The 25,048-nt window shown below is 72.4% G+C and carries 24 protein-coding genes and 3 tRNA genes; 15 read left to right on the top strand and 12 right to left on the bottom strand.

Features of this window, described 5'->3' with window-relative positions; translation table 11 throughout:
* The first annotated feature begins 191 nt into the window (after nt 1–191).
* The 4 genes from Q6349_RS02380 (at nt 192) to Q6349_RS02395 (ending at nt 4,838) form a co-directional block, all read left to right on the top strand.
* The gene (locus Q6349_RS02380; protein WP_304602693.1) at nt 192–893 is read left to right on the top strand and encodes a response regulator transcription factor; all 702 of its coding nucleotides are present in this window, start codon (nt 192–194) and stop codon (nt 891–893) included.
* Complete coding sequence (locus Q6349_RS02385) at nt 890–2,038, top strand: cell wall metabolism sensor histidine kinase WalK (protein ID WP_304602694.1); 1,149 nt, start codon at nt 890–892, stop codon at nt 2,036–2,038. Before Q6349_RS02380 ends, Q6349_RS02385 begins: the two co-directional genes overlap by 4 nt.
* A gap of 100 nt (nt 2,039–2,138) precedes the next feature.
* A complete protein-coding gene (locus Q6349_RS02390; RefSeq protein WP_304602695.1) occupies nt 2,139–2,453 on the top strand; it encodes an SHOCT domain-containing protein in 315 nt (104 codons plus the stop codon).
* A gap of 339 nt (nt 2,454–2,792) precedes the next feature.
* Nucleotides 2,793–4,838, top strand: coding sequence for a multicopper oxidase family protein (locus tag Q6349_RS02395; RefSeq protein ID WP_304602696.1), 2,046 nt, complete (start codon nt 2,793–2,795; stop codon nt 4,836–4,838).
* 17 nt (nt 4,839–4,855) lie between these two features.
* On the opposite strand, the gene Q6349_RS02400 is transcribed toward Q6349_RS02395, so the two are convergent.
* Nucleotides 4,856–5,269: a hypothetical protein gene (locus tag Q6349_RS02400; protein ID WP_304602697.1), complete on the bottom strand. Its 414-nt coding sequence runs from the start codon at nt 5,267–5,269 to the stop codon at nt 4,856–4,858.
* A gap of 155 nt (nt 5,270–5,424) precedes the next feature.
* On the opposite strand from Q6349_RS02400, the gene Q6349_RS02405 reads away from it, so the two are divergent.
* A complete protein-coding gene (locus Q6349_RS02405) occupies nt 5,425–6,228 on the top strand; it encodes a glycerophosphodiester phosphodiesterase (protein WP_370375593.1) in 804 nt (267 codons plus the stop codon).
* Here the strand turns inward: Q6349_RS02405 and Q6349_RS02410 are convergent.
* Both Q6349_RS02410 and Q6349_RS02415 read right to left on the bottom strand, forming a co-directional pair.
* Entirely contained in the window at nt 6,225–7,892 is a 1,668-nt protein-coding gene (locus tag Q6349_RS02410; RefSeq protein ID WP_304602699.1) for a mechanosensitive ion channel family protein, read from the bottom strand. The two genes, Q6349_RS02405 and Q6349_RS02410, sit on opposite strands and share 4 nt — an antisense overlap.
* Before the next feature lie 49 nt (nt 7,893–7,941).
* Nucleotides 7,942–8,541, bottom strand: a complete 600-nt coding sequence (locus Q6349_RS02415) for an antibiotic biosynthesis monooxygenase (RefSeq protein ID WP_304602700.1) — start codon at nt 8,539–8,541, stop codon at nt 7,942–7,944.
* A 254-nt stretch (nt 8,542–8,795) separates the two neighbouring features.
* Between Q6349_RS02415 and Q6349_RS02420 the strand changes: the two genes are divergently transcribed.
* Complete coding sequence (locus tag Q6349_RS02420) at nt 8,796–9,845, top strand: M15 family metallopeptidase (protein WP_304602701.1); 1,050 nt, start codon at nt 8,796–8,798, stop codon at nt 9,843–9,845.
* 6 nt (nt 9,846–9,851) lie between these two features.
* On the opposite strand, the gene Q6349_RS02425 is transcribed toward Q6349_RS02420, so the two are convergent.
* Complete coding sequence (locus tag Q6349_RS02425; protein WP_304603087.1) at nt 9,852–10,196, bottom strand: metallopeptidase family protein; 345 nt, start codon at nt 10,194–10,196, stop codon at nt 9,852–9,854.
* 76 nt (nt 10,197–10,272) lie between these two features.
* On the opposite strand from Q6349_RS02425, the gene Q6349_RS02430 reads away from it, so the two are divergent.
* The 6 genes from Q6349_RS02430 (at nt 10,273) to Q6349_RS02455 (ending at nt 12,466) form a co-directional block, all read left to right on the top strand.
* A tRNA-Glu gene (locus Q6349_RS02430) sits at nt 10,273–10,345 on the top strand.
* A 179-nt stretch (nt 10,346–10,524) separates the two neighbouring features.
* Nucleotides 10,525–10,598, top strand: a tRNA-Asp gene (locus tag Q6349_RS02435).
* A gap of 49 nt (nt 10,599–10,647) precedes the next feature.
* Nucleotides 10,648–10,720 (top strand) — tRNA-Phe (locus Q6349_RS02440).
* Between the two features lie 196 nt (nt 10,721–10,916).
* Nucleotides 10,917–11,498 carry a carbonic anhydrase gene (locus Q6349_RS02445; RefSeq protein ID WP_304602702.1) on the top strand — a complete coding sequence of 194 codons (582 nt, stop codon included), beginning with the start codon at nt 10,917–10,919 and terminating at the stop codon, nt 11,496–11,498.
* A gap of 225 nt (nt 11,499–11,723) precedes the next feature.
* Nucleotides 11,724–12,140 carry a phage holin family protein gene (locus Q6349_RS02450; protein ID WP_171246541.1) on the top strand — a complete coding sequence of 139 codons (417 nt, stop codon included), beginning with the start codon at nt 11,724–11,726 and terminating at the stop codon, nt 12,138–12,140.
* On the top strand, nt 12,137–12,466 hold the full coding sequence (locus tag Q6349_RS02455) for a DUF3618 domain-containing protein (protein WP_304602703.1): 330 nt from the start codon (nt 12,137–12,139) through the stop codon (nt 12,464–12,466). Before Q6349_RS02450 ends, Q6349_RS02455 begins: the two co-directional genes overlap by 4 nt.
* A 61-nt stretch (nt 12,467–12,527) precedes the next feature.
* Here Q6349_RS02455 and Q6349_RS02460 read toward each other — a convergent pair whose 3' ends face one another.
* Complete coding sequence (locus Q6349_RS02460) at nt 12,528–12,782, bottom strand: BldC family transcriptional regulator (protein ID WP_171246542.1); 255 nt, start codon at nt 12,780–12,782, stop codon at nt 12,528–12,530.
* Nucleotides 12,783–13,155: 373 nt separating this feature from the next.
* Here Q6349_RS02460 and Q6349_RS02465 point away from each other — a divergent pair, with 373 nt between their 5' ends.
* Nucleotides 13,156–13,356 carry a DUF3073 domain-containing protein gene (locus tag Q6349_RS02465; protein WP_304602704.1) on the top strand — a complete coding sequence of 67 codons (201 nt, stop codon included), beginning with the start codon at nt 13,156–13,158 and terminating at the stop codon, nt 13,354–13,356.
* A gap of 99 nt (nt 13,357–13,455) precedes the next feature.
* On the opposite strand, the gene purM is transcribed toward Q6349_RS02465, so the two are convergent.
* The 6 genes from purM to Q6349_RS02495 all read right to left on the bottom strand — a co-directional run bounded on the left by purM (nt 13,456) and on the right by Q6349_RS02495 (nt 21,298).
* On the bottom strand, nt 13,456–14,559 hold the full coding sequence (gene purM, locus Q6349_RS02470) for a phosphoribosylformylglycinamidine cyclo-ligase (RefSeq protein ID WP_304602705.1): 1,104 nt from the start codon (nt 14,557–14,559) through the stop codon (nt 13,456–13,458).
* Nucleotides 14,560–14,602: 43 nt separating this feature from the next.
* Nucleotides 14,603–16,150: an amidophosphoribosyltransferase gene (gene purF / locus Q6349_RS02475; RefSeq protein ID WP_171246545.1), complete on the bottom strand. Its 1,548-nt coding sequence runs from the start codon at nt 16,148–16,150 to the stop codon at nt 14,603–14,605.
* A 73-nt stretch (nt 16,151–16,223) separates the two neighbouring features.
* Nucleotides 16,224–16,595: a hypothetical protein gene (locus Q6349_RS02480; RefSeq protein ID WP_171246546.1), complete on the bottom strand. Its 372-nt coding sequence runs from the start codon at nt 16,593–16,595 to the stop codon at nt 16,224–16,226.
* A 111-nt stretch (nt 16,596–16,706) separates the two neighbouring features.
* Nucleotides 16,707–19,271, bottom strand: coding sequence for an ExeM/NucH family extracellular endonuclease (locus Q6349_RS02485; RefSeq protein WP_304602706.1), 2,565 nt, complete (start codon nt 19,269–19,271; stop codon nt 16,707–16,709).
* A 157-nt stretch (nt 19,272–19,428) separates the two neighbouring features.
* Nucleotides 19,429–19,800 (bottom strand): sterol carrier family protein, encoded by a 372-nt coding sequence (locus Q6349_RS02490; RefSeq protein WP_171246548.1) that lies wholly within the window; start codon nt 19,798–19,800, stop codon nt 19,429–19,431.
* Between the two features lie 22 nt (nt 19,801–19,822).
* Entirely contained in the window at nt 19,823–21,298 is a 1,476-nt protein-coding gene (locus Q6349_RS02495) for an RNB domain-containing ribonuclease (RefSeq protein ID WP_304602707.1), read from the bottom strand.
* A 179-nt stretch (nt 21,299–21,477) separates the two neighbouring features.
* Between Q6349_RS02495 and Q6349_RS02500 the strand changes: the two genes are divergently transcribed.
* Nucleotides 21,478–23,709, top strand: a complete 2,232-nt coding sequence (locus tag Q6349_RS02500; RefSeq protein WP_304602708.1) for an NADP-dependent isocitrate dehydrogenase — start codon at nt 21,478–21,480, stop codon at nt 23,707–23,709.
* A gap of 97 nt (nt 23,710–23,806) precedes the next feature.
* On the opposite strand, the gene Q6349_RS02505 is transcribed toward Q6349_RS02500, so the two are convergent.
* Entirely contained in the window at nt 23,807–24,199 is a 393-nt protein-coding gene (locus Q6349_RS02505; protein WP_304602709.1) for a hypothetical protein, read from the bottom strand.
* Nucleotides 24,200–24,494: 295 nt separating this feature from the next.
* Here Q6349_RS02505 and Q6349_RS02510 point away from each other — a divergent pair, with 295 nt between their 5' ends.
* The gene (locus tag Q6349_RS02510; protein ID WP_369810796.1) at nt 24,495–24,980 is read left to right on the top strand and encodes a Dps family protein; all 486 of its coding nucleotides are present in this window, start codon (nt 24,495–24,497) and stop codon (nt 24,978–24,980) included.
* Nucleotides 24,981–25,048: the final 68 nt, after the last annotated feature.

The raw sequence follows: 25,048 nt of genomic DNA on the forward strand, positions 1-25,048 counted from the left end.
TGACGCCGGGCGCGACACCCGGAGCCGAGGATCGCGGGGCTCGGCACATGACGATCGTGGCCCCGTCAGGAGGAGAGAACGCCGCGAGTTCGATGAAGGTTCCATCAAGGCGGCCTACCGAGGACCGTCCGGACCCCGCCCGGGGTGCCGCCGGGTCCTAGCATCGAGGGGGACGACGAAGGAGAGTGGCGATGGCGGACCGGGTCCGGGCACTGGTCGTCGAGGACGAACGCGCGCTGGCCGACGTGATCGCCGGCTATCTGCGCCGGGAGCAGTTCGACGTTCTCGTCACCCATGACGGCCCGGCCGCGGTCGAGGCGGCCCGCACCCACGCACCGGACCTGATCATGCTGGACATCATGCTGCCGGGATTCGACGGCATCGAGGTCTGCCGCCGGGTGCGCACCTTCAGCGACGCGTACGTCGTGATGCTCACGGCCCGCGACGAGGAGACGGACAAGGTCGTCGGTCTGTCGGTCGGCGCCGACGACTACGTGGTCAAGCCGTTCTCCCCGCGCGAGCTGGTCGCGCGGGTGCAGGCGATGCTGCGCCGACCACGCTCCGCGGCTCCCGACCGGGCGGCCGCGACCCGCGTGCTCGCCCTGGGGGACGTGACGGTCGACCCCGAGTCGAGGCAGGTCACCGTCGACGGCCGGGAGGTCGACCTGACCCGCACCGAGTTCGACCTGCTGGCCACCATGGCGGCACGACCGCGCACGGCGTTCAGCCGCGAGCAGCTGATGGAGGCGGTGTGGGGGCCGGGCTGGTTCGGCGACGAGCACGTCGTCGACGTCCACGTCGGGCATCTGCGCCGGAAGCTCGGTGACGATCCCGCCGTGCCCCGCTACATCCGTACCGTTCGCGGCGTCGGCTACGGGGCGGTCTCGCGGTGAGCACCGCCCGGGCGCGCGGGCCGCGACGCCGGATCCGGGACGGCCTGGCCGTGCGTCTGATGCTGGCGCAGCTCCTGGTGATCACCGCCGGGGCGGTCACGCTGCTGGGGACCGCCTTCCTCGTCGCCCCGGGGCTGTTCTCCGACCACCTCGCCCGCGCCGGAGCCCCGGACGAGGAGACGCTCGGCCATGTCCGGTCCGCGTTCACGGACGCCCTCGGCATCGCCCTGCCGGTCGGAGCCCTGATGGCGCTCGCGGCCGCCGGCCTGGTCTCGTGGGTGCTGGTGCGACGTCTGGTCCGCCCGATCGAGCAGCTCGCCGACTCGGCGGACGCCATCGCGACGGGACGCGGCGAAGTGCCGGTCCCCGTCGCGGCGTTCAGCTCCGAGATGCGGCAGCTGTCGGACTCCTTCGAGCAGATGGCGCGGCGGCTGGCCGACGTCGACAGCGGCCGCGCCCGCCTGCTCGCCGACCTCGCCCACGAGCTGCGGACGCCGTTGGCCACGCTCGAGGCCTATCTGCAGGGGATGCAGGACGGTGTCGTCCCGCTGACCGACGAGTCGTGGGACACCGCCCAGCAGCAGGTCGACCGGCTGCGTCGCCTCAGCAGCGACGTGCGCGAGGTCGCGGCCGCCCAGGAGCACGCGCTCGACCTGCGTCGCGAGCCGTTGGACATGGTCGAGTCCGCCGCCTCCGCCGTCGCACTCGTGGAGCCACGAGCAGCGGCCGCCGGCATCACCGTGGCGCTGGTGCCCCCGCAGGTACCGACGGCCGAGGTGCTCGCCGACCGTGACCGGATCGGGCAGGTGCTGGGGAACCTGCTGGACAACGCCGTGCGCCACACGCCGCCCGGCGGGAGGGTCGACGTGGGCGTGACCCGGGGCGACGACCAGGTCACGGTGACCGTGACGGACACCGGGCCGGGCGTCCCCGCCGAACAGCTCGAGGCGATCTTCGAGCGGTTCCACCGCGGTGACCCCTCGCGCACCGCCGACGGGTCGGGCAGCGGGCTCGGCCTCACCATCGCCCGGGCCGTCGTGGTCGAGCTCGGTGGCCGGCTCGAGGCGAGCGGCCCGCAGGGTCCTGCCGACGGAGCACGGTTCGTCGTCCGGCTGCCCGCGCACGACCCGCGGCCGGCGTCTTGATCGTTTCTTCACCGGCCGGAGATCGGTCCGCCGGTCTGCCGCGACATCCTCGAAGGAGTCGGTACCAGCGGGGGCCGGCCGGACAGCGGAGGGAGGCATCGTGATCGGCATCGCACCGGGCACCCTGGTCGCCGACGACGGCGGGACCGGCTGGGGCCACATGGGAGACGGCTGGGGCATGGGCGGGGCCGGCGGGTGGATGATGCTCGTCTGGGTCGTCGTCTGGGTCGTGGTCCTGGGACTGATCGTCTGGGGCGTGGTCGCCCTGACCCGCAGCGGCCGGCGCGACGACGGCGCGGCACCCCCCACGCCCACCGAGGTCCTGGAGATGCGCTTCGCCCGCGGGGAGATCACCGACGAGGAGTACCGCCGGGCACGGGAGACGCTCGAGGACCGCAGGAACGACGGTCGATAGCGCGGGCGGTCCCCCTGCTCCGGTGCGCCGCGGCCCGCAGGACGTCGGGGCCGCGACGCGTCGATCCGATCCTTCGGTCGCCTTGTCGGTCAGGTCCCCCGTTTCGCCCGAACCCTCCGGGGCGGGACCGGGTGATTTCCGGCCGACCACCGAGGTTCGGGACTTTTGGCACCTTGACGGTCCTCGGGGCCGGGCGAACGATTTCTCGTAGAGGCAGCGACCTTCGAGGGGGAGGGGGCGCATCGCGCGACACCGACGACGGTGTCGCCCAGGGTTCCGGTCACGTTCGCGACGCCACAGCTGCCCTGCGCCCCGAACCTTGATGACGAAGGCACGATCATGGAGCTGAGCAGGCGAGATTTCCTGAGAATTGCCGGTGCCGGCGCCGGCGCCGTGGCGCTGAGCAGCGTCCCGGTGCTCCCGACCGCCGCACCCTCGAGATACGCGGCGTTCGCGGCACCGCTCACCGCCGGGCTGAGCGACCCGGCGCTGCAACCGAAGTTCACCGAGCTGGTGCCGAACGCACTGGATCCGGGATTCCTCTTCAAGGACCTCAACGAGAGAGGCGGGCCGGCCTCGCGGCCGAACTTCAGACTCCGGGCCCGACAGACCGTCCAGCAGACCGGGCTCATCGAACCGAAGAACGGGCGCCGCCTCACGACCCCGGTCTGGGGCTACGGCGACAGCACCGTCTCGTGGCCGGGACAGACCTTCCAGGTCACCAGCGCGTCAGCCGGCGGAGCGGACGAGACGACCGTGCGTTGGGAGAACGAGCTCCCGAACCGGCACCTGCTGCCGGTCGACGAGAACCTGCACTGGGCCTACTCGCTGCACGATGCCGGCTCGGCGAACGGCGTGGACTACCGGCAGTACAGCATCAGGAAGAACGGCGTCCCGATGATCACCCACCTGCACGGGGGCAACACGGACTTCCAGTACGACGGCAACCCGGAGTTCTTCTACGGACGCCAGGGGCTCGTCACCGGGCCGCAGTGGGACTTCGTGGACGGCGGGTTCACCAACACGTTCCGCTACGACAACGCCGTCCCCGCCGGGAACCTCTGGTACCACGACCACACGCTGGGCATCACGCGGCTCAACGTGTACGCGGGTCTGGCCGGCTTCTACTTCGTCCGGGACGAGGTCGACACCGGGACGGCCGACAACCCGCTGGGCCTTCCGGCGTTCCCCTACGAGCTCGCCTACGCGATCCAGGACCGGATGTTCACCGACCGTGGAGCGCTGTTCTACCCGGCCTTCCCCGGCGACCCGTTCTACGCCGAGTTCATCACCGAACAGGGCATCGTCCTGGATCCCGCGCTGTTCCCCGGGGGCGGTCCCACCGCGCTCGCCGAGTTCTTCGGCGACCACATGGTCGTCAACGGCAAGATCTGGCCCAAGGCGGACGTCGAGCCGCGGAACTACCGGATGCACCTGCTCAACGGCTGCGACTCACGCTTCCTCGTCACACAGTTCGTCGCCGTGAACGCCGGGGCGACCGACCCGAGCTCGGGAACGCCCGTGCCGTTCTGGGTGATCGGCTCCGACCAGGGGCTCGGCACACCCGCGCAGACCGACACGCTCGTCATCGAGCCGGGCGGGCGCTACGACGTGGTCGTCGACTTCTCCCAGGTGCCGGCGGGCAGCCGGGTGATCCTGAAGAACCTCGGCGGCGACGCACCCTTCGGCGGAGCCTTCGGGGACGATCTCGATCCCGACGACACCTTCGTGGACCGGCAGACCGACCGGATCATGGCGTTCGACGTCGTCGTCCAGCTGTCGGACGTCCCGGACGACTTCGACCCGAACAACCTGTCCGGCTACGGGGGCGTCGGGCCCGAGGACAGGACACGACGTGTCGCCCTGTTCGAGGGGACCGACGAGTTCGGCCGGCTCCAGCCGCTGCTGGGGACCGTGGCGAACGACATCAGCGGGACCAACGTCGCGACGGCGTACACCTGGTTCCAGCCCCCGACGGAGACCCCGACGGCGGGCGACACGGAGATCTGGGAGGTCTACAACTTCACGGCCGACGCGCACCCGATCCACCTGCACCTCGTCAACTTCGAGATCCTCGACCGGCAGGACTTCGAGTACGACATCACCGGGACCCAGACGACGACCCAGCACAACGGCACCACCGGGGACGCACCGGAGATCTCGAACATCCGCAACCTCACGCCGGCGTCGGTGGGGAGCGAGTACTTCGAGAACGCCCCGAAGGACATGGTCACCGCGTTGCCCGGGGATCCCGACGGTGCTCCGCCGACCGGGCAGATGGTGAGGATCAAGGCCGACTTCACCAAGAGCGGCCGGTACGTCTGGCACTGCCACATCCTGTCGCACGAGGACCACGAGATGATGCGGGTCCTCCAGGTGGGCTGACGTGAGCTCTGGAACGCTCAGGTGGCGCGGAAGAACGCGTTCGCCCGGGCGTTCCAGAGCATCACGATGATCAGGAGGGCGAACAGCCCGGACAGGAGCGCGGACCAGAACCCTGCGTACTCCCCCCAGACGATGACGACCCAGAGGGAGAGCACCACGCGCAGCGCCATCAGCAGGGTGACCAGGAACCGCGAGAAGCGGTTCCCGTTGCCGAGGCCGACCGCGACCAGGGCGACGACGAGGCCCAGGGCGATCTCGACCCAGGCGTAGACGGGGGCCTCGCTCGCGCCGATGCCGGCATCGGCGAGCACCTCGTCGGTGGCGAGCAGCATGAGCACCCCGCCGACGACCGAGGCGATGGCGACCAGCCAGGTCAGCACCACGACGAACGTGACGCTGCCGGGACGGGTGACGGGACCTGGAGCGGACATGGGAACCCTCCCTGGGTCGTGCTGCAGCCGCGGCGCCGCCGGGTGCGCGGTACGGACGCTGACCACGCTAGACAGCGTCCCGTGCGCTCGCGCGGCGGAGCCCCTCGGCCCGGTGCGACGCACGCGGGGTGACGCCGGGGCCGGCACGGCGCAGGATGGTCGTCGTGACCACGCTGCTGCCCGACCGCCCGGACCCCGACCGTCCCGTCGTCGTCGCCCACCGCGGCTACTCGGCCGTGGCGCCGCAGAACACGTTCGCCGCCTTCGACGCGGCGTGGCGTGCCGGCGCCCCGGCCCTGGAGCTCGACGTGCGGCTCAGCGCCGACGGCGTCCCCGTCGTCATCCACGACCCGGTCGTCGACCGGGTGACCGACGGTTCCGGCGCCGTCGCCGACCTCGACGTCCACACCCTCCAGGGCCTCGACGCCGGGGGCCCGTTCTCGTCGGCGTTCGCCGGGCAGCGCATCCCGCTCCTGCAGGACGTCCTGGCGTTCCTGGCCGCCCGGCCCGGCATGGACCTCCTGTGCGAGTACAAGGGCCCCTGGACGACGGAGCAGGTCGCCCCGACGACGTCCGCGATCGATGCCGTCGGGCTGGCGGGGCGCTGCATCGTCCAGGGGTTCCACCGCGGGACGGTGGCGGCGCTGCGGGAGGCCGCACCGCACCTGCCCCGTGGGCTGCTCTGCGAGGAGGTGCCGGCCGACCTCCTGGACGCCGCCGCCGAGCTCGACGTCGTGACCGTCAACCCCGCCGTGGCGTCGGTGCTGACCGATCCGGCGCTCGTCCCACGGGCGCAGGCGGCGGGCCGCCGGGTCATGCCCTGGACCGCCAACTCGTCCCGGGAGTGGGAGCTCCTGCTCGACGCCGGCGTCGACGGCGTGGTGACCGACCGGCCCGGCGAGCTGCGCGGATGGCTCAGCGGGCGGGCGCGGCGCGGGGCGGGCTCGGTCGCCGGCTAGCCGCCGTCACCGCCCTCGACCGGGCCGCCCTCCCCGGAGTCCCGGGACAGCCCGGACCGACGCATCCGGCGGTGCGCCTCGTCGTCGGCGGGGTCGTCGGACTCCGCGGCGGCGCCGTCCTCGGAGGTGCCGTCCGCGGCGACCCGCGGGTCGTCGGGCGTGCCGCTGCTGTCGTCGTCGATCGCGATCTCCCCCGTCAGCCGGCGCTCGGCGTTCTCCTCGCGCTCCTCGATGACGTCCTGCCCCGGACCGTTGAAGGTCCGCGACCGCTCCTCGGCCGACTCGCTGCCGCTGTACAGCCCCGGACGGTCGACGCTGTCGAGCACCATCGTCGCGTCGGCCGCGGCACCTGGCGTCGGCGCCGGCTCCTCCCAGCGACGGTCGCGCAGCCGGCGGAGCAGACCCCGCTCGCGGACGGAGGTCCGGCGGGGCCCGGAGGTCGCCGTGCGACCCGGGACGACGATGAGGCCGTCGTCCTCGTCCTGCTCGGCCCCGGGCGAGAGGGCCGCGGTGTCATCGGGCTCCGGCTGCGTCGTGTCCTCGCTCGGGGCTGCGTTGTCCTCGACGGCCGGCAGCACGTGGTCGGCCTCCTCGAAGCGGGTCCGCGGGATGGCGTACGGAGCCTCGCGCTGCAGCCAGGACACCAAGCCCTCGCGCACGGTGCACCGCAGGTCCCACAGGGTCGGCGAGTCCTGGGCGCTGACCAGGGCACGGACGCGGACGTACCCCGACGTGGCGGAGGTCACCTCGAGGATGCCGAGCCGCTCGTCCCACAGGGACGAGGCGCGCAGGATCCGCTCCAGCTCGGCCCGCATCGCCGCCAGCGGGACGCGGAAGTCGACGTCGAACTCCACGGTGCCGAGCAGGTCGGCGGCCCGCCGCGTCCAGTTCTCGAAAGGCGTCGTCGTGAAGTAGGTGCTGGGCAGGATGATGCGCCGGTCGTCCCACACGTGGACGACGACGTAGGTCAGGGTGATCTCCTCGATCCGGCCGAACTCGCCCTCGAGCACCACGACGTCGTCCACGCGGATCGCGTCGGTGAACGCGATCTGCATACCGGCGAAGGTGTTCGCCAGGCTCGACTGCGCGGCGAGGCCGGCGACCAGCGAGAGCACACCGGCCGAGGCCAGGATCGAGGCACCCGCGGTGCGCATCTGCGGGAACGTGAGCAGTACGGCGGCGATCGCGAACACGACGACGACCGCGACGGTGAACCGCCGCACGATGGAGATCTGGGTCTCCACGCGGCGTTTGTGCCGGTCGTCGTGGCTGCCGGCGAGCCGGGCCAGGGTGCGGTCCTCCACGACGAACGCCATGGCGCCGACCAACCAGGCCCCGGCCAGGATCGCGGTGATGACCAGCGTGTGCTGGACCACGCCGTACCAGGCCTGGTCCCGGTCCGCCGACACGGTGACCGCGACCCACACGGCGACGGTCATGAGCAGCGCGCGCAAGGGCTTGCGGAGCCGGGTCGCCATGTCGCGCAGCAGCGGCCGACGCCGGGCCAGGCGCCGGATCAGCGCCGACACCACGGTCACCAGGAGGTACGCCACCACCAGCGCGGCCCCGGCCCAGGCCAGGGTCACGGTCAGGGAGACCGTCGCCTCGACCGTCTGGTCGACCGTCTCCTCGTCGATTCCTCCGCCATCACCGTCCAGGAACATGAGGATCAGCCTAAGGACGCCAGGCGGATCGTGCGCAGCCGTCGGCGGGTCAGGACGTGGTCGGGGCGAACCGTCGGCGTGGGGGCCGGTGCAGCCAGGTGCGGAGCCGGCCGGTCACCCAGGGCAGCACCCAGAACGACATGATCGGGGTGAGGATCAGCGTCGTGACGAGCACCTGGAGCACCAGCGGCAACCCGTCGAAGGCGGGGACCAGCCAAGCCACCAGAGCGGTGAACGTCAGGTTGACGGGGAAGAACCCGAGCCAGATCGCGATCGACTGCTTCCACCGGGGCGGAGCCGGCAGCAGCGGTGGGCCGGACGGCTCGTCCTGGCGCAGGGGCGGGTCGAACCATCCCTCGATGCCGGTCCGCTTCGTGACGGCGTGCTCGGTGACGAGCCCCTCACCCTCCGCGAGCCAGTTCCGGCGATCGGCGGAGGTCTCCCAGGCCTCGAGACGTTCGGCGTCGGCGAACCGGTAGAGCATGATCCAGTCCGTCGACCCCTCGGCGGCGCGGATCCACCCGGAGCCCAGGAACCCGGGCCACCGGTTGGCGAGCCGGACACCCGCCTGGACCCAGGCGGTCACCTCGGGCACTCGTTCGGGGCTGACGATACGGTGGATCGACACGGTCACGGGTGTGGGCGTCATGCCCGTAGTGTTCGTGGTGCGGTGCCCCGGGGCGAAACCGGGATGCCTGACCGGGACGCTTCCGTTCAGGATGCGGACCACCACCGCCATCGGGTGCGGGATGCGGCTTTCGCCCCCTCTTCACCGACGCGGCGCACTTCGCCCGCGAGACTCTCGACCGATCGTCCCCTCCTCGGCAGAGTGCTGTCACATCGAGGCACCACGATGGTCTGCGGCCCGAAACCCGGACCCCGAGTACTTCCAAGGACATCCCCGTGATCGCACCTCGCTTGACCCTGCCCTGGCGCCGGACCGGCAGCCACGTCGCGCCCCGGCACCGGATCGGCGCGACGCGCAGCCCCCGCACCGCCGTCGGCGGCGCCATGGCCGGCCTGGCCCTGACGGCCGCCGTCGCGACCGCCGTCACCCCCGGCATCGCCGGCGCCGAGACGGGCACCCCCGCGCAGACGCGCGAAGCCCCGAGCACCGCGCCGTCGGACGACCCGACCGCGTCCGTCGTCACCTCCGACGACAGCGCCACCCTCACCGCGACGGCCGCCCTGCACCGGGCCGAGACCGTCGTCCAGCAGACCGAGTCCCTGCCGCGCAAGCAGGAGCGCCGGATCGAGCGCCGCGCGGAGAAGCTGTCCGCGATGCTCGAGACGCGCTCGGAGGCCGGCGCCTCCCGTGCCGCCGAGCGCGCCCCGTTGTCGGCGGCCGACCAGGGCTCGGCGACGACGAAGGCCACCGAGAAGTCGCTGACGACGGCAGCCCAGGAGCTCACGAAGCTGCTGGACCGTGCGCAGACCTCGGCTGTCGACGTCGAGGCGGCCCCGCCGACGCCGCGCGAGGTCGCGAAGGAGCAGGCGACCAAGGCCGAGAAGGCCGCGAAGAAGATCTCCCGGCACGCGGACTCCCTCGACGGGTTCGCCAACGGCAAGATCCCCGGCGGCAAGCTGAAGAACCTCTCCTTCGCCAGGGGCGAGACCCTGCGCGCCGACGCCGCGGCGCAGCTCGAGCGGCTCAACGTCGCCTACCGCGCCAAGTTCGGCCGGAACCTGTCGGTCAACGACTCCTACCGGTCGTACTCCTCGCAGGTCGCCACCCGCGCGAGCAAGGGTTACATGGCGGCCGTGCCGGGCTACTCGAACCACGGCTGGGGCGTGGCCGTCGACCTCGGGGACGGCGTCGAGTCCTTCGGCACCGCCGAGTACACCTGGATGCGCAAGCACGCCCCGGAGTTCGGCTGGGACAACCCCGCGTGGGCCCGGGCCGACGGACGCAAGCCGGAGGCCTGGCACTGGGAGTACAAGCCGATCGGCTGACCGCGGTCAGCCCCAGCCGAGCTCGTGCAGGCGGTCGTCGTCGATCCCGAAGTGGTGGGCGATCTCGTGCACCACGGTGACGGCGACCTCCTCGGCGACCTCGTCCGGCGAGGAGCAGATCGCCAGGGTCGGGTGCCGGTAGATCGTGATGCGGTCCGGCAGCGAGCCGGCGGCCCAGCCCTGGTCCCGTTCGGTGAGCGGCACCCCTTCGTACAGCCCGAGGAGATCGGGGTCGTCCGCCGGGGCGTCGTCCTCGACCAGCACCACGACGTTGTCCATCAGACGGGTCAGCTGTTCCGGGACCTGGTCGAGGCCCTCGGAGACGGCGGCCTCGAACTCCTCGCGCGACATCTCCACCACCGGTCCATCCTCCCCCACGGGCGGAGGCGACCCGGTCGGCGGGTGACCGGTATGCTGTCCCCGGCCGGCCCCCATCGTCTAGCGGCCTAGGACCCCGCCCTTTCACGGCGGTAGCACGGGTTCGAATCCCGTTGGGGGTACTCAGCAGGCGCCCCGGCGTCCGCACGGGTCGGCTGTCGGCGTGGCCTGGGCCACGTCCGGCACCGGCATCAGGAGTGTTTCTCCTGGTCAGGATCCGATTTTCAGATCCGGGCCAGCATGGGGTACGCTTCTTCTCGGCTCGAAACGAGCACCTCGATCGGGAGATCATCCCGATCATGGCCCTGTAGCGCAGTTGGTTAGCGCGCCGCCCTGTCACGGCGGAGGTCGCGGGTTCAAGTCCCGTCAGGGTCGCGCATGAGCGCCCGGAACGTCGGCAACGGCGCCCGGGCTTTCGTGTCCTGGCTCTGTAGCTCAGTTGGTAGAGCGTTCGACTGAAAATCGAAAGGTCACCGGATCGACGCCGGTCGGAGCCACCCCCAACAAGACCCCCCGGACCTCAGGTCCGGGGGGTCTTGTGTTGCGGCCGTCGAGCACTCGTCCTGGACCGAACGCCCGGCCTGCTTCCGGCCTCGTCGTAGTCGCCCCTCGTGCGGCGATCGACCCCCGCCACGACATAGCCTGGTGGACGAGCGTCGCACCGATCCCGACCCCGCCGCACCGGAGGACACCATGTCTGTGCTCGACGAGATTCTCGACGCGAACCGGTCCTACGCCGCCGACTTCGGCGCGCGGTCCGAGCTGGCGCTGCCGCCCGCGCGCGGCTTCGCCATCCTCACCTGCATGGACGCCCGGCTCGATCCTGCGAAGTACGCGGGCCTCGCCGAGGGCGACGCCCACGTCATCCGCAACGCCGGCGGGCGGGCTTCCGACGACGCCATCCGCTCCTTGGTGATCTCGTACAAGCTGCTCGGCACGCGCGAGTTCTTCGTGATCCACCACACGGACTGCGGCATGGAGTTCTTCACCGACGAGGTGATGAGCGGGCTGCTGGCGCAAAGCCTCGAGACCGCCGAGCTCGGGCCCGACGGCTTCCGCGACGTCGGGGAGGGTCCCGGCACGAGCGCCGGCGCAGACGTCGACTGGCTCACGATCTCCGACCAGGCCCAGGCCGTCGTCGACGACGTCGTGCGCATCAGGAACAGCCCGCTCGTACCGGGCCGGATCCCCGTCCACGGGCTCGTGTACGACGTCCGCACCGGCCGACTGGTCGAGATCGAGGCCGCCACCGCAGCCGGTCGCGCCACCGACTGACGACGCGACCCTCAGTCCCGACCGCGCCGTCGGCCTCCGGCCGGCGCACCGGGTCGACGCCGGTCGGAGCCACCCCACCAAGACCCCTCGGACATCGCGTTCGGGGGGGTCCCGTCGTCGTCCCCGGAGGTGCGGCGCGACGACGCGCCGGGCCGTTGGAATTGCCTGGACCGGCCAGGACAGGTTGAGTGGTACCCACGAACGCGTCGAGGAGGGGAACTGTCGATGACGGACTGGGACGACGGGCGGACTCCGCCCGCCGAGCGGCCCCCGAGCGTGGGCCGGCTCGTGGAGAAGATCTCGGAGCAGGCCACCCGCCTGGTGCGGGCCGAGATCGCGCTCGCGAAGGCGGAGGCGGCGGAGAAGGCGAAGCGGTCCGGCATCGGTGCCGGTCTGATCGCCGTGGCGCTCGTCGTGGTGCTCTACGCGGTCGGCGTCCTGATCTGGTCCGCGATCCTCGGTCTCGCCGAGGCCTGGCCCCTGTGGCTGTCCGCCCTGGTGGTCGGTGTGGCGCTCGTGCTGTTCGCCGGACTGCTCGTGGGCATCGGTGCCGCTCAGCTCAAGCAGGCGAGCACCCGGCCCGAGACGATCGACCGGGTCAAGGAGGACGTCAGCACCGTCAAGGAGGGGATGAAGCGGTGAGTCAGCAGTCCACGACCGACCCGGCGATGCAGAACGGCGTGCCGGCACGGAGCCGTGAGGAGCTCCAGGCCGACGTCGTCGACGCCCGCCGCGAGCTGGGTGACGCCCTCGACGCGCTGACCACGCGCCTCTCCCCCGCCCACCAGGCGTCACGGCTGGCGCACGGCACGAGGCAGGCCGCGACGGACGCGCGGGGCCTGTTCGACGGGACCGGTCTGCCCGACGACGCACCCCGGTCGCGCAACGTCAAGATCCTCCTGGGTGCGGCGGCCCTGGGCGCGGCAGCCCTGACCGCACTCGTCGTCCGGGCGGTCGCTCGACGCTGAGCGACGCCGGCGCGCCGGCCGTCCGGGCTCCCTCGTCGGGCGCCCGCGCGGCTGGTGCGCCCTACTTGTTCTGGTCGCCCGCGCTGTCGGGCGTGCCGCCCGCGTTCGCCGCGGCCTCGGCCTCGGCGGCGTCCGACGCGGCACCGAGCAGCGCCCGGACCTCGGACTCCTTGTAGCGGCGATGGCCACCCAGCGTGCGGATCGACGAGAGCTTGCCGGCCTTGGCCCACCTCGTGACCGTCTTCGGGTCGACACGGAACAGGCTGGCCACCTCGGCGGGCGTCAACAGGACCTCGGAGTCACCGTGGAACGACATCCCCTGCACCTCCTGGCATGCGACCGGTCCGGACGGCGCCCGGACAGCTCGACGGCCGTGTCTTGCCATTGTGGGCAGAAAGTGGGATTGAGGCGACTTGAACCGTCGAGCCCGCCTCGCACCGCTGGTCCGGGCTGTCCGCGACGTCCCCCGTGCCGGACACCTGGCCACACCCCGATCGCCACGTGACATACGTCACGACGCGGCCCCGGCGTGACGTCCACCCAGGACACGACACCATCGGAATGGCGGATCGAGTGGAGGGAATGCCTGAGCACCATGTACCGTTGGAACCTGAACAGACGAAATCTTCTCTCGGGGCCGCGCGTCTGGGACGTCGCCGCCCCGCTCCTACGTTGAGGGGGTCGGAGCCATGGGCCGCGGCCGTCAGAAGGCTAAGCAGACCAAAGTTGCTCGCGCGCTGAAGTACTACAGCCCTGAGACGAATTACCACGCGCTGGAGCAGGAGCTGAAGGCCTCCCAGACCGACGTCGTCACCGACGACCGGTGGGGAAGCGCCGCGGACTCCGCCTACGACAACGACGCGGACTGGGACGACGACCGACGATACTGACGCTCGACGGCACTCGGAGCGTCTCGGACGATGACCGAAGGGCCGGACGGTGAGCACCGTCCGGCCTCTCGTGCACCTGGGGCCGGACGGCGCCGCCGCTCAGCGGTAGTCGCCGACGAGCCGCACCGCGCCCGCCCGGACTCCCTTCGTTCCCGCGACGAGGTCGTCGCCGGCGTCCGCGGGGTCGAGGTCGGCGACCGTGCCCAGGGTCCAGGCGTGCACCCCCCGCTCCTGCAGCAGCCTGAGGGCGGCGTCGGCGCCGTCCGCCGCGACGACCGCCACCATGCCGACACCGAGGTTGAGCGTGTTCTCCAGGTCGCCCCGCGGCACGTCGCCCAGGTCGCGCACCGTGCGGAAGACCGCGGGCACCTCCCAGCTGGACCGGTCGACCGTGGCGACCGTGCCCACCGGCAGCACCCGTGCCAGGTTCGCCGCCAGTCCGCCGCCGGTGACGTGCGTGAAAGCGTGCACCTGCGCGGCCTCGTCGCGGGCGAGCGCCAGGCAGTCGGCGGCGTAGACGCGCGTCGGCTCCAGCAGCTCCTCCCCCAGCGTCCGGCCGAACTCCTCGACGTGCCGGTCCAGCTCCCAGCCGGCGTGCCGGATCACGGCACGCACCAGCGAGTAGCCGTTGGAGTGGACACCGCTGGATGCCATGCCGATCAGCACGTCCCCGGCCCGCACCCGGTCCGGTCCGAGCACGTCGTCGGCCTCGACCACACCGGTGGCCGCGCCCGCCACGTCGTACTCGTCGGCGGCGAGCAGCCCGGGGTGCTCCGCGGTCTCCCCGCCGACCAGGGCGGTCCCGGCGACCTCGCAGGCGCGGGCGATCCCGCGGACGATGTCGGCCACCCGGTCGGGGACGACCTTGCCGGTCGCGATGTAGTCGGTCATGAACAGCGGCTCGGCACCCACCACGACGATGTCGTCGACGACCATGCCCACGAGGTCGAAGCCGATCGTGTCGTGGACGTCCAGGGCCTGGGCGATGGCGACCTTCGTGCCGACGCCGTCCGTCGAGGTCGCCAGCAACGGCTTGCGGTAGCGCGTCAGCGCCGATGCGTCGTACAGACCCGCGAACCCCCCGACACCACCGAGCACCTCGGGCCCCTGGGTGCGGCGGACGGCGTCCTTCATCAGCTCGACGGCCCGGTCACCGGCTTCGGTGTCGACGCCGGCGGCGGCATAGGTGAGGCGTTCGGTCACGTGTTCTTCAGACTCCTGGTCGGACGGTGGCGGGGTCGCCGGGTCACGGGTGCTCGAGCGCCGACTGGCCGCCCACACCGACGGAGAGCTGGGACAGCCCGTCCTCCGGGGCGCCGAGCGGCAGCTCGGACTGCTCGAGCAGGTGCTTGCCGAGCCGGTCCTCCTCGGGCAGCTCGATCGGGTACTCCCCGGTGAAGCACGCCGCGCACAGCCGCGAGGCGGGCTGCTCCGTCGCGGCGATCATGCCCTCGGTCGAGATGTAGCCCAGGGAGTCCGCCCCGAGCGACTGCCCGATCTCGCTCGGCGTCAGGCCGTTGGCGATGAGCTCGGCACGGGAGGCGAAGTCGATGCCGTAGAAGCACGGCCACTTCACCGGCGGGGACGAGATCCGCACGTGCACCTCGGCGGCACCGGCCTCACGGAGCATCCGGATCAGCGCGCGCTGGGTGTTCCCCCGCACGATCGAGTCGTCGACGACGACGAGGCGCTTGCCGCGGATGACCTCCCGCAGCGGGTTGAGCTTCAGGCGGATGCCGAGCTGGCGCAGGGTGTCCGACGGCTGGATGAAGGTCCGGCCGACGTAGGCGTTCTTCGTCAGCCCCTGACCGAACGGGATCCCGGACTCGGCCGCGTACCCCGTCGCGGCGGGCGTGCCCGACTCGGGCACGGGCATGACCAGGTCGGCGTCCACGGGGTGCTCGCGCGCGAGCACGCGTCCCATCTCGACCCGGGCGGCGTGCACCGGTCGGCCCTGGATGGTGTTGTCCGGGCGGGCCAGGTACACGTACTCGAACACGCAGCCGGCGCGCTCGACCGGGGCGAACCGGGTGGACCGCAGACCGTCGTCGTCGATGCAGATCAGCTCGCCGGGCTCGACCTCCCGCACGAAGGAGGCGCCCACGATGTCCAGGGCGGGGGTCTCGGAGGCGACCACCCAGCCCCGCTGCGTGCGGCCCAGCACGAGCGGCCGGACGCCCTGCGGGTCGCGGGCCGCGTAGAGGGCGTGCTCGTCCATGAACACCAGCGAGAAGGCGCCCCGCAGCCGCGGCAGCACCTCGAGCGCCGTCTGCTCCAGGGTGTGGTCCTCGTCGCCGGCCAGGAGCGCCGTGATGAGCGCGGTGTCGGTCGTGTTGCCGCGGGCCAGCTCGCCCCGGCGCTGGGCGCCGTACCGCTCGGCCACGAGGTCGACCAGCTCGGCGGTGTTGGTCAGGTTGCCGTTGTGCCCGAGGGCGACGGTCCCGGCCGCGGTCGCGCCGAGGGTCGGCTGCGCGTTCTCCCAGGTGACGCCGCCCGTGGTCGAGTACCGGCAGTGGCCGACGGCGATGTGCCCGGCCAGCGCGTTGAGCGCGGTCTCGTCGAAGACCTGGGAGACCAGGCCCATGTCCTTGTAGACCAGGATCTGCTCACCGTTGCTGGTGGCGATCCCGGCGGACTCCTGCCCCCGGTGCTGCAGGGCGTACAGGCCGAAGTAGGTGAGCTTCGCGACCTCTTCACCGGGGGCCCAGACACCGAAGACCCCGCAGGCGTCCTGCGGGCCCTTCTCGCCGGGCAAGAGGTCGTGGTTCAGGCGGCCGTCGGGGCGCAAGGGCATGTGTCGAGTATCCCACACACGTGTCCGGGGATCGCCGCCGCGGTCGTCCCCCGGGACGGCCGCGGCCCGACCGTCAGCGACGTCGCAGGCTGCGCCGGTCGGCGAGCACCGCGAGACCCCCCGCGAGGAGCACGAAGAGGGTCGTCGTGCCCAGCGTGAAGACGGAGACGAAGACGCCCGGCTTGAGCAGGAGGATCTCCTCGTCGACCGCGACGCTCGTGAGCCAGGTGCCGGCGACGACGCCGACCACGAGGCCCACGATCGCGCCGACGGTGAAGAACGCGCGGTAGCGCGGAGCCCGGCGGACCCGGGTGGGGTCGACGAGCAGGTGGTCCTCCGCGTCGTCGTCGGCGACGGCGCCGCCGGACGTCACGCCCTGGTCCGGCCGGGTCTCCTCGACGGCGTCGGGGGTGTCGGCGGGCTGCTCGGGAGAGGTGCTGCTCACCCGACGAGCCTATCGCCCCCGACGACAGCACCCGGTGGCGAACCCGGCGGCCCGGGCGGGCGCGTCGTGAGGGACGCGCCCGCCCGGGCCGCCGGTCGGCTCACCGGCAGGTCAGCCGCCGTGGGTGCCGCGCGCCTCGGCGACACGGTCCTCGGCCCAGGCCGGGGCACCCGGCACCAGGTCCAGCCCCACCAGCAGCGGGTCGTGGTCGGAGGACCGGAACGGCGACTCGTCGTACAGGATGGTCACGTTGTTGTTGTACCGGCTGTACTCGTTCGCGACCGGCTCGTACGCGTTGATGTTCCAGATGTCCGCACCGGCGAGGTCCTCGAGGGCCCCCTCCGAGGCGAGCACGTGGTCCAGCGACCCGACCTGACCGTCGTAGTTGTACGTGTACTTGCCGGTCGTCGGCCCGAGGTCCGTGTAGCCGGCATCGGCGAGGACCATGATCGGGTCCTCCTGCTCGTAGGCGTTGAAGTCACCCACGAGCAGCACGCGGTCGGTCCGGGCGTCGGACGCGACCTCGTCGGCGAAGTCCACCAACGCCGTCGCCTGCCGCACGCGGGACTCGTTGTTGCGTCCCTGCCCGTCGCCGGCGTCGACGTCACCCGGCCACGGACCGAGCGACCCCTTGGACTTGAAGTGGTTCGTGATGACCACGACGTCGTCCACCGGGGCCTTGTCCTTGCCGCCCGCGGGCTGGAAGACCTGCGCCAGCGGCTCGCGGGCGTTCTGGAACGCCTCGGGGGCGTCGGTGAGGATCCGCGACGCGCCCACCGGCTCGGCACCGGCCGTGCGGTAGATGAACGCGTTGCGGATGACGTCCTCGTCCGCGGGCAGCTCGGCCGGCGAGGGGGCGAACGCCCAGGTGCCGGCGCCGTCGGCCGCGTTGAGCGCGTCGACCAGGTCGGACAGGGCCTGGTCGCGGTCCTTGCCGAAGGCGGCCGAGTTCTCGACCTCCTCGAGCGCCACGACGTCGGCACCGAGGCCGCTGATCGCCGCGACGATCTTGGTCTCCTGGCGCTCGAGGTTCTCGGCGTCGGCGGCCCCGCGGGCCAGGCAGCCGGACCGCACGGTGATCGGGTTGCCCTCACGGTCCGTGTAGAAGGAGCAGCCGTCGAGCTGGTCGCCGGTGGTCGTGAAGTAGTTGAGCACGTTGAACGTCGCGACCTGCAGGTCACCGCCCACGTCCTGCGGCGAGGACTCGCGGGTGTTCTCGAACGTCGCCGGCTGGACGCCCGCGGCGTCGTCACCGTTGAGCTGCTGCTGCGGCTGGAAGGACCAGGTGCTGTAGCGGTAGTCGAGCACGACGGGCTCGGTGAACGTCACGGACGCTCCCACCCGCACCGGGTCGGTGCCGTTCAGCCACGGCAGCGGGACGTCGGTCCGCGAGTCGCGGCTGTAGTCCCACGAGGAACCGTCGTCGAGCTGGACGGCCCGGGCGGCGTTGTCGGCGGCCTGCTCGGCCGCCGCGTCCGACCCCGGTCGGCCGGCGGTGGTGGGCTGCACCAGCGGGCCGTCGCCCGCGGCCAGGCCGACCGTGCCGTAGCGGTTGGTCGGGTAGGTGTCGGTCACCGTGAAGTCGCCGGACGGCGCGAGGAGCATGTTCTCCAGCGCCTCACGCTCCTCCTCGGTGGCGGGCCACCCCGTGACCGTCGGCTCGACGGGCTCGGCCGGCTCGTCGAGGACGGTCCAGGACTCCGCGGAGACCTCGGTCAGGCCGTAGTACTCGGTGGCCTCACCGGTCACCTCGACGTGGTCGCCCACGGCGACCTCCTGGGCACCCGCCCAGGTGTAGACGAACACCGCGTCCGAGGCGCCCGGCGTCTCGTCGTCGGCGGGGTCGCCGCCCGTGCCGGCCGTCTGCAGCATGAACCCGTTGAAGCCGCCGGTCGGGTAGGCCGCCGTGACGACGCCGCGCGTGGTCACGTCCTGGCCGTCGAGCGGGGACGAGTCCCCCGTGCCCTGGATCTCGGCGATCGGCACGAGCTCGGGCTCCGGCTCGGGCTCCGGGTCGGTGCCCGGCGTCGTCCCGCTGTTCTGCGGGGTGGGCTCACCGGTCATGAAGTCCGCCGCGTTGTCCACGGTGTTCTTGTGCTCGACGCGGGCGACCGACACGGCGTTGGACGTCCCGGGCGCGGGGCCCGCACCGAGGAACGTGTTCGCCGAGCCCCAGCCGACCAGGTCGACGAGGTCGGTGACCTCGGCGCAGGCGCTGCCGGTGCAGTCGAGACGGTCGGTGGAGCGGACCAGGGCCACCTCGGCGCCGGAGCCGGACATGAAGATGCCGCCCTCGACGTCCGGCGTCGGCAGGTCCGGCTGCGAGTCGTCGTTGCCCGGCGCCTGGGCGACGAGGAAGGACCCTCCGGCCGGGATCTCACCGGTGAGGTCCGTCTGGGAGGACCAGGTGGTCCCGCCGGCGGAGCCGTACTGCACGGACCAGCCGTCCAGGGAGACGGGCTCGTCACCGGGGTTGTACAGCTCGACGAAGTCGCGGTCGTAGGCGCCGCCGTTGTTGCCGCCGCCGCCGTAGACCTCGTCGATGAGGACGGGCGCGTCCACGGACGGCACAGCGGCCGCGGGGAGCGCGGCGACGGACGGGACGGCGAGGGTGGCCGCCAGCACCGCGGCGTACCCGGTACGGCGCGAGGGTCTGGCTGTTGAGGTGCGGGTCACGCTGATCCTCCAGGGCAGGGATGACAGGACGCCCAGCGAAGCAGCATCCTGTGAACCCCAGTTGAACCGCAGGTCACGAGCGTGATGCCGACAGGGGGCGGGTGGCCGCGACAGTAGCGGTCGGCACCGACGAAAGCACGGCGACAGGCCGTGTCGGTCAGCGCTCGCGCGCCGCCTGCAACGGCAGCCACGCGCTGAGGTCGGCGCGTTCCCCCGAGGCGCGGACCCTGCCCGCGGCCGCCGCGTCAGCCCAGCGGCTCCGTCCCGTGGCGAGGCCGAGCCAGGTGTCGACGTCGGTCTCGACGACGTTGGGCGGCGTCCCGCGGGTGTGCCGGGGCCCCGGGACGGCCTGGACGGCACCGGCCGGGGGCACGCGGACCTCGACGGCGTTGCCGGGCGCGACGGCGGCCAGCTCCTCGAGGGTGAACCGCACCGCCGTCGTCGTGGTGCGCCGGTCGGCGTCCCCGGCGAGCCAGGACGCGACGGCGGCACGTCCGGTCGCCGGATCGGTCCGTCGTCGCGCAGGCATGGCGACACCCTAGGCCGAACGGTCAGGGCGCGGTGAACAGCACCCGGCGGTCGGCCACCGACGCCTCGGCGAGGGTGACCTTGATCCGCTCGCCCAGCGGGAGCTCGGTGCCCTGGACCCGGGCCCGCACCGCCGGGTCCCGCAGCATCACCTCGCCCCGCCGCAGGCCGTCCGGGCGGGGCTCCCCGCCGTCGTCGACCACCACGGCCTCGAAGCGGCGCCCCACCCGCGGGGCGAGCAGCGCCGCCTCGACGATGTCGATGCACGACCGCTCGAACGCGGCCTCGCGCGCCGTGGCCGCACCCATCGTGCCCGGCAGGTGCGGCAACGCCTCCAGCACCCACCCGGGGACGTCCCGGCCGGCCGACTGGGCGAGGCAGACCTCCGTCGCGTACCGGTCCGCGAGGCGGCGCAGCGGTGCCGTGACGTGGGCGTACTCGGCCCCGACGGCGGCGTGGCGGGCGTCGTCCGGCAGCCCGACCCGCGCCCCGCCGCCGGGCCCCGGGACCCCGAAGGCCAGGTAGCCGGCCCCCCGGAAGAGGGTGGTCGCCTCGGTGAGGAAGGCCGCGTGCGCGGCGCGGCGGGACTCGACCGTGGACAGCAGCTCGCCGTACGGGACGTCGTCGGGCCAGTCGATCCCGAGCGCGGCCGCCGTGCGACGCAGCCGCCGGACGTCCCGCTCCTGAGCGGGCGGCAGCGTGCGCAGCAGACCCACACCGGCCTCGCGCATCAGCCGGGCCGCCGCGATGCCCGTCAGCAGGGAGATCTGGGCGTTCCACGACTCGACCGGCAGCGTCCGGCGCAGCTCCAGGTCGAAGGACCCGTCCGCACGCTGCACGACCTCCTGCTCGGGCACGTCCAGCGAGACCCCGCCGCGGTCCCGCTCACGCTGCTGCCGCAGCCGCCCGACGTCGGCCAGGTGCACCAGTGACTCCGGCGCGGTGCCGGAGTCGAGCGCCGTCTGCGCCTCGCCGTAGGTCAGCCGGGCGCGGGAACGGACGACCGCGCGCGTCACCGCGACGCTGCCGATCTCCCCGGAGGAGTCGAGGGAGACGGTCCACAGCACCACCGGCCGGTCCTCCTCCGGCAGCAGGCTCGCGGCACCCTCGGACAGCACGGCGGGGTAGAGCAGGGAGCGGGTGTCGGGGCCGTAGTAGGTCACCCCGCGCCGGTGCACCTCGGTGTCGAGCGCCCCGCCGGGCGAGACGAAGGCCGCGGTGTCCGCGACGGCGTACCGCACGATGTAGCCGTGACCCGAGCTGGCCACGTGGACGGCCTGGTCCAGGTCCTTCGACCCGGCCGGGTCGATCGTCACGAAGCCGATGTCCCGGCGGTCCTGGCGGAAGTCCTTCAGGTCGCCCCGCGCGGCGGCCTCGGCCTCCGCCCGCGCCTCGGCCGGGTACATCGCCGGGAGCCCGATCTCGGCACGCAGCGTCGCCAGCGCACTCCCGACGTCCTCGGGGGTGGCGGACGCGATCCGGAGCTGGCGGATGGGCACGTCACGACGGTAGTGGGGCCCGCGCCTGATCGCGCGGGGAGACAGGAGCCGCGCCGTCGGACACGATGGGAACGCACGCGCACCGCCGCCCGGGCGCTCGCCGCGTGGTTTCGACACGGCCGCGGGCGGCAAAGTATCTTGATATCAAACCATCTCGTCGTCCCCAGGAGCACCTGCGCATGAACACCGAGTCCCGGCCTGCGGCCGGCAAGATCATCTACACGTACACCGACGAGGCGCCCCTGCTCGCCACCTACTCGTTCCTCCCGATCGTCCAGGCGTTCGCGGCGAAGGCCGGGATCGACGTCGAGACCCGCGACATCTCCCTGGCCGGGCGCATCCTCGCCCAGTTCCCCGAGACCCTCGGCGAGGACCAGCGGGTCGAGGACGCCCTGGCCGAGCTCGGCCAGATGGCCACCACGCCCGAGGCGAACATCATCAAGCTGCCGAACATCTCGGCCTCCGTGCCGCAGCTCAAGGCCGCCATCGCCGAGCTCCAGGAGGCCGGCTTCGCGATCCCCGACTACCCGGAGGAGCCGGCCACGGACGCCGAGCGCGAGGCCCGCGCCGCGTACGACAAGGTCAAGGGCTCCGCGGTGAACCCCGTGCTGCGCGAGGGCAACTCCGACCGGCGCGCCCCCTCGGCGGTCAAGAACTACGCCAAGGCGCACCCGCACCGCATGGGCGAGTGGACCGCGGACTCCAAGACCGAGGTCGCCACGATGGGCGCCCACGACTTCCGCTCCAACGAGCAGTCCGTCGTCATCCCGTCGGCGGACACGCTGACCATCCGCCTGCGCACCGCCGAGGGCACGCAGGTCCTCAAGGAGGGGCTGGCGGTCGAGGCCGGCGAGGTCGTCGACTCGACCTTCCTGTCGGTCAAGGCGCTGCACGCCTTCCTCGCCGAGCAGATCGAGCGGGCCAAGGCGGAGGACGTGCTGTTCTCCGCCCACCTCAAGGCCACCATGATGAAGGTCTCGGACCCGATCATCTTCGGCCACATCGTCGAGGCGTTCCTGCCGGAGGTCTTCGAGAAGTACGGCGCCGAGCTCAAGGCCGCGGGCCTGTCCTCGCGCGACGGCCTCGGCGGCATCCTCAAGGGCCTGGACTCGCTCGAGCACGGCACCGAGGTCAAGGCGTCCATCGAGAAGGGGCTGGCCGACGGCCCGGCCCTGGCGATGGTCGACTCCGACCGCGGCATCACCAACCTGCACGTGCCCTCCGACGTCATCATCGACGCGTCCATGCCCGCCATGATCCGCATCGGCGGCCACATGTGGGGGCCCGACGGCGCCGAGCACGACACGCTCGCCGTCATCCCCGACTCCTCGTACGCCGGCGTGTACCAGGCCGTCATCGACGACTGCAAGGCCAAGGGCGCCCTCGACCCGGCCACGATGGGCTCCGTCCCGAACGTCGGCCTCATGGCGAAGAAGGCCGAGGAGTACGGCTCGCACGACAAGACCTTCGAGATCCCCGCCGACGGCACCGTCGAGGTCGTGAACTCCGCCGGCGACGTGCTCACCTCCCACGACGTCGAGGCCGGCGACATCTGGCGCGCGTGCCAGACCAAGGACGCCCCGATCCGCGACTGGGTCGCGCTGGCCGTGCGTCGCGCCCGCGAGTCCGGCGCCCCGGCGGTGTTCTGGCTGGACGAGACGCGTGCCCACGACGCCAACCTCATCGCGAAGCTCGAGCAGTACCTGCCGGAGCACGACACGGACGGCCTGGAGATCCTGGTCATGAACCCGGCCGAGGCCACGCGGTACTCGCTGGACCGCATGCGCGAGGGCCTGGACACCATCTCGGTGACCGGCAACGTGCTGCGCGACTACAACACGGACCTGTTCCCGATCCTCGAGGTCGGCACGTCGGCCAAGATGCTCTCGATCGTGCCGCTGATGAACGGTGGCGGGCTGTTCGAGACGGGTGCCGGCGGCTCCGCCCCGAAGCACGTCCAGCAGCTGCTCGCCGAGAACTACCTGCGCTGGGACTCCCTCGGGGAGTTCTTCGCCCTGGCCGCCTCCTTCGAGCACCTGGCCAAGGCCGAGGACAACCCCCGCGCCCGGGTCCTGGCGGACACCCTGGACCGCGCGACCGAGACGTTCCTCCACGAGGACAAGGGCCCCTCGCGCCGCATCGGCGGGATCGACAACCGCGGCTCGCACTTCTACCTCGCCCTCTACTGGGCGCAGGAGCTGGCGAAGCAGACCGAGGACCCCGCGCTGGCGGAGGTCTTCGGCCCGCTCGCCGAGCAGCTCGCGGCCCAGGAGGCCACGATCGTCGACGAGATGGTCGCGGCGCAGGGCAACCCGGCCGACGTCGGCGGCTACTACCGGCCCGACGGTGACAAGGCCGCGGCCGTGATGCGCCCCTCCAAGACGCTCAACAGCGCGATCGACTCCTTCTGAGTCATCCCGGCTGGTCCCTCAGGGGCCGGCACCCGACGGGTCGGCGCCCCGGACCAGCTGGTCCCTCAGGCGCCGACCCGTCTGAGGAGGTGCGTCGCTACCAGGACCAGCCGCGGGCGCTGAGCTCCAGCTCCTCGCGCAGCCGCTCGTCCTCCGAGACGCGCTCGTCGGGACGCAGCGGTTCGTCCACCACGGCGAGACCGGCGACGCGGCAGGCGTCCCGCAGCATGGCGTCGTAGGCGTCCTGGACGGCCCGCCAGTGGTGGGCACGCGCGTACAGCCCGGGATCCTCGGTGACGGTGCGGAGCTCCTCCGCGAGCTGGCCGAGCCGGATCTGGATGGCGAGGGTGACCAGGGGGTCGGGACCCGCCCGGCGGCGACGACGGCGGGCCACCGCGTCGTGGTGGGCGTCCGAGCGCAGCCAGGATCGCACGGCCAGACCGATGACCACCGATCCGGTCGTCAGCAGGAACACTGCGAACCACGACATCGTGCGCCTCCGAGACACCCATTCTAGTGACCCGTCTCACCGTGCGGCGACCTCGCCGCGTCCCGACCTGCTCCCCCGGCCCCTGGCCCCGGGCTCCGGGCCCCCGGCCCCGGCACCCCGGCCCCCCGTCCGCGAGTCAGGACTGATTCGCGCGAGGGAGTCCTGACTCGCGGGCCCACGGCCTGACGCACGGCGAGGGTTCGGCTCGGCCCGCTGGCGCGATCCCACGACGCGCCCTATTCTGGAATCGTTCCAGAAAAGCGACCGGGTGACCCCCGAGAGAGCGAGGAGCACGATGACCACGCCCGCCATCCATCGCACGACGGACCGTGCCGAGGCCTCCGAGACCCTCACGCGGCACCTGCAGCGTGTCCTCGTGGCGCTCGTCGACCTGCACGTCCAGGGCAAGCAGGCGCACTGGAACGTCACCGGCCGCGGGTTCCGCGACCTGCACCTGCAGCTCGACGAGCTCGTCGACGTCGCCCGGCAGCACAGCGACACGGTCGCCGAGCGGCTCCGTGCCCTGCAGGCCGTGCCCGACGGACGCTCCGAGACGGTGGCCACGTCGACCGACCTCTCGCCCTATCCCGCCGGCCTCGTGTCCGTGACCGACACCGTGGACGCCGTCGTCGAGCGCGTCGCCCAGGTCGCGGAGGTCGTGCGCGAGGTGCACGACGACGTCGACGCGGCCGACCCGACGTCGGCCGACCTGCTGCACGAGATCATCCACGACCTGGAGAAGCAGGCCTGGATGATGTCCTCCGAGAACCACGAGGTCTGACTCCCCGCCCAGGTCGCGTCCCCGTTGTGGGGATGAAAAATGCAGGTCCCCGTCTCGGGGACCTGCAT

Source organism: Isoptericola sp. 178 (assembly GCF_030586525.1).
Lineage (GTDB): Bacteria > Actinomycetota > Actinomycetes > Actinomycetales > Cellulomonadaceae > Isoptericola > Isoptericola sediminis.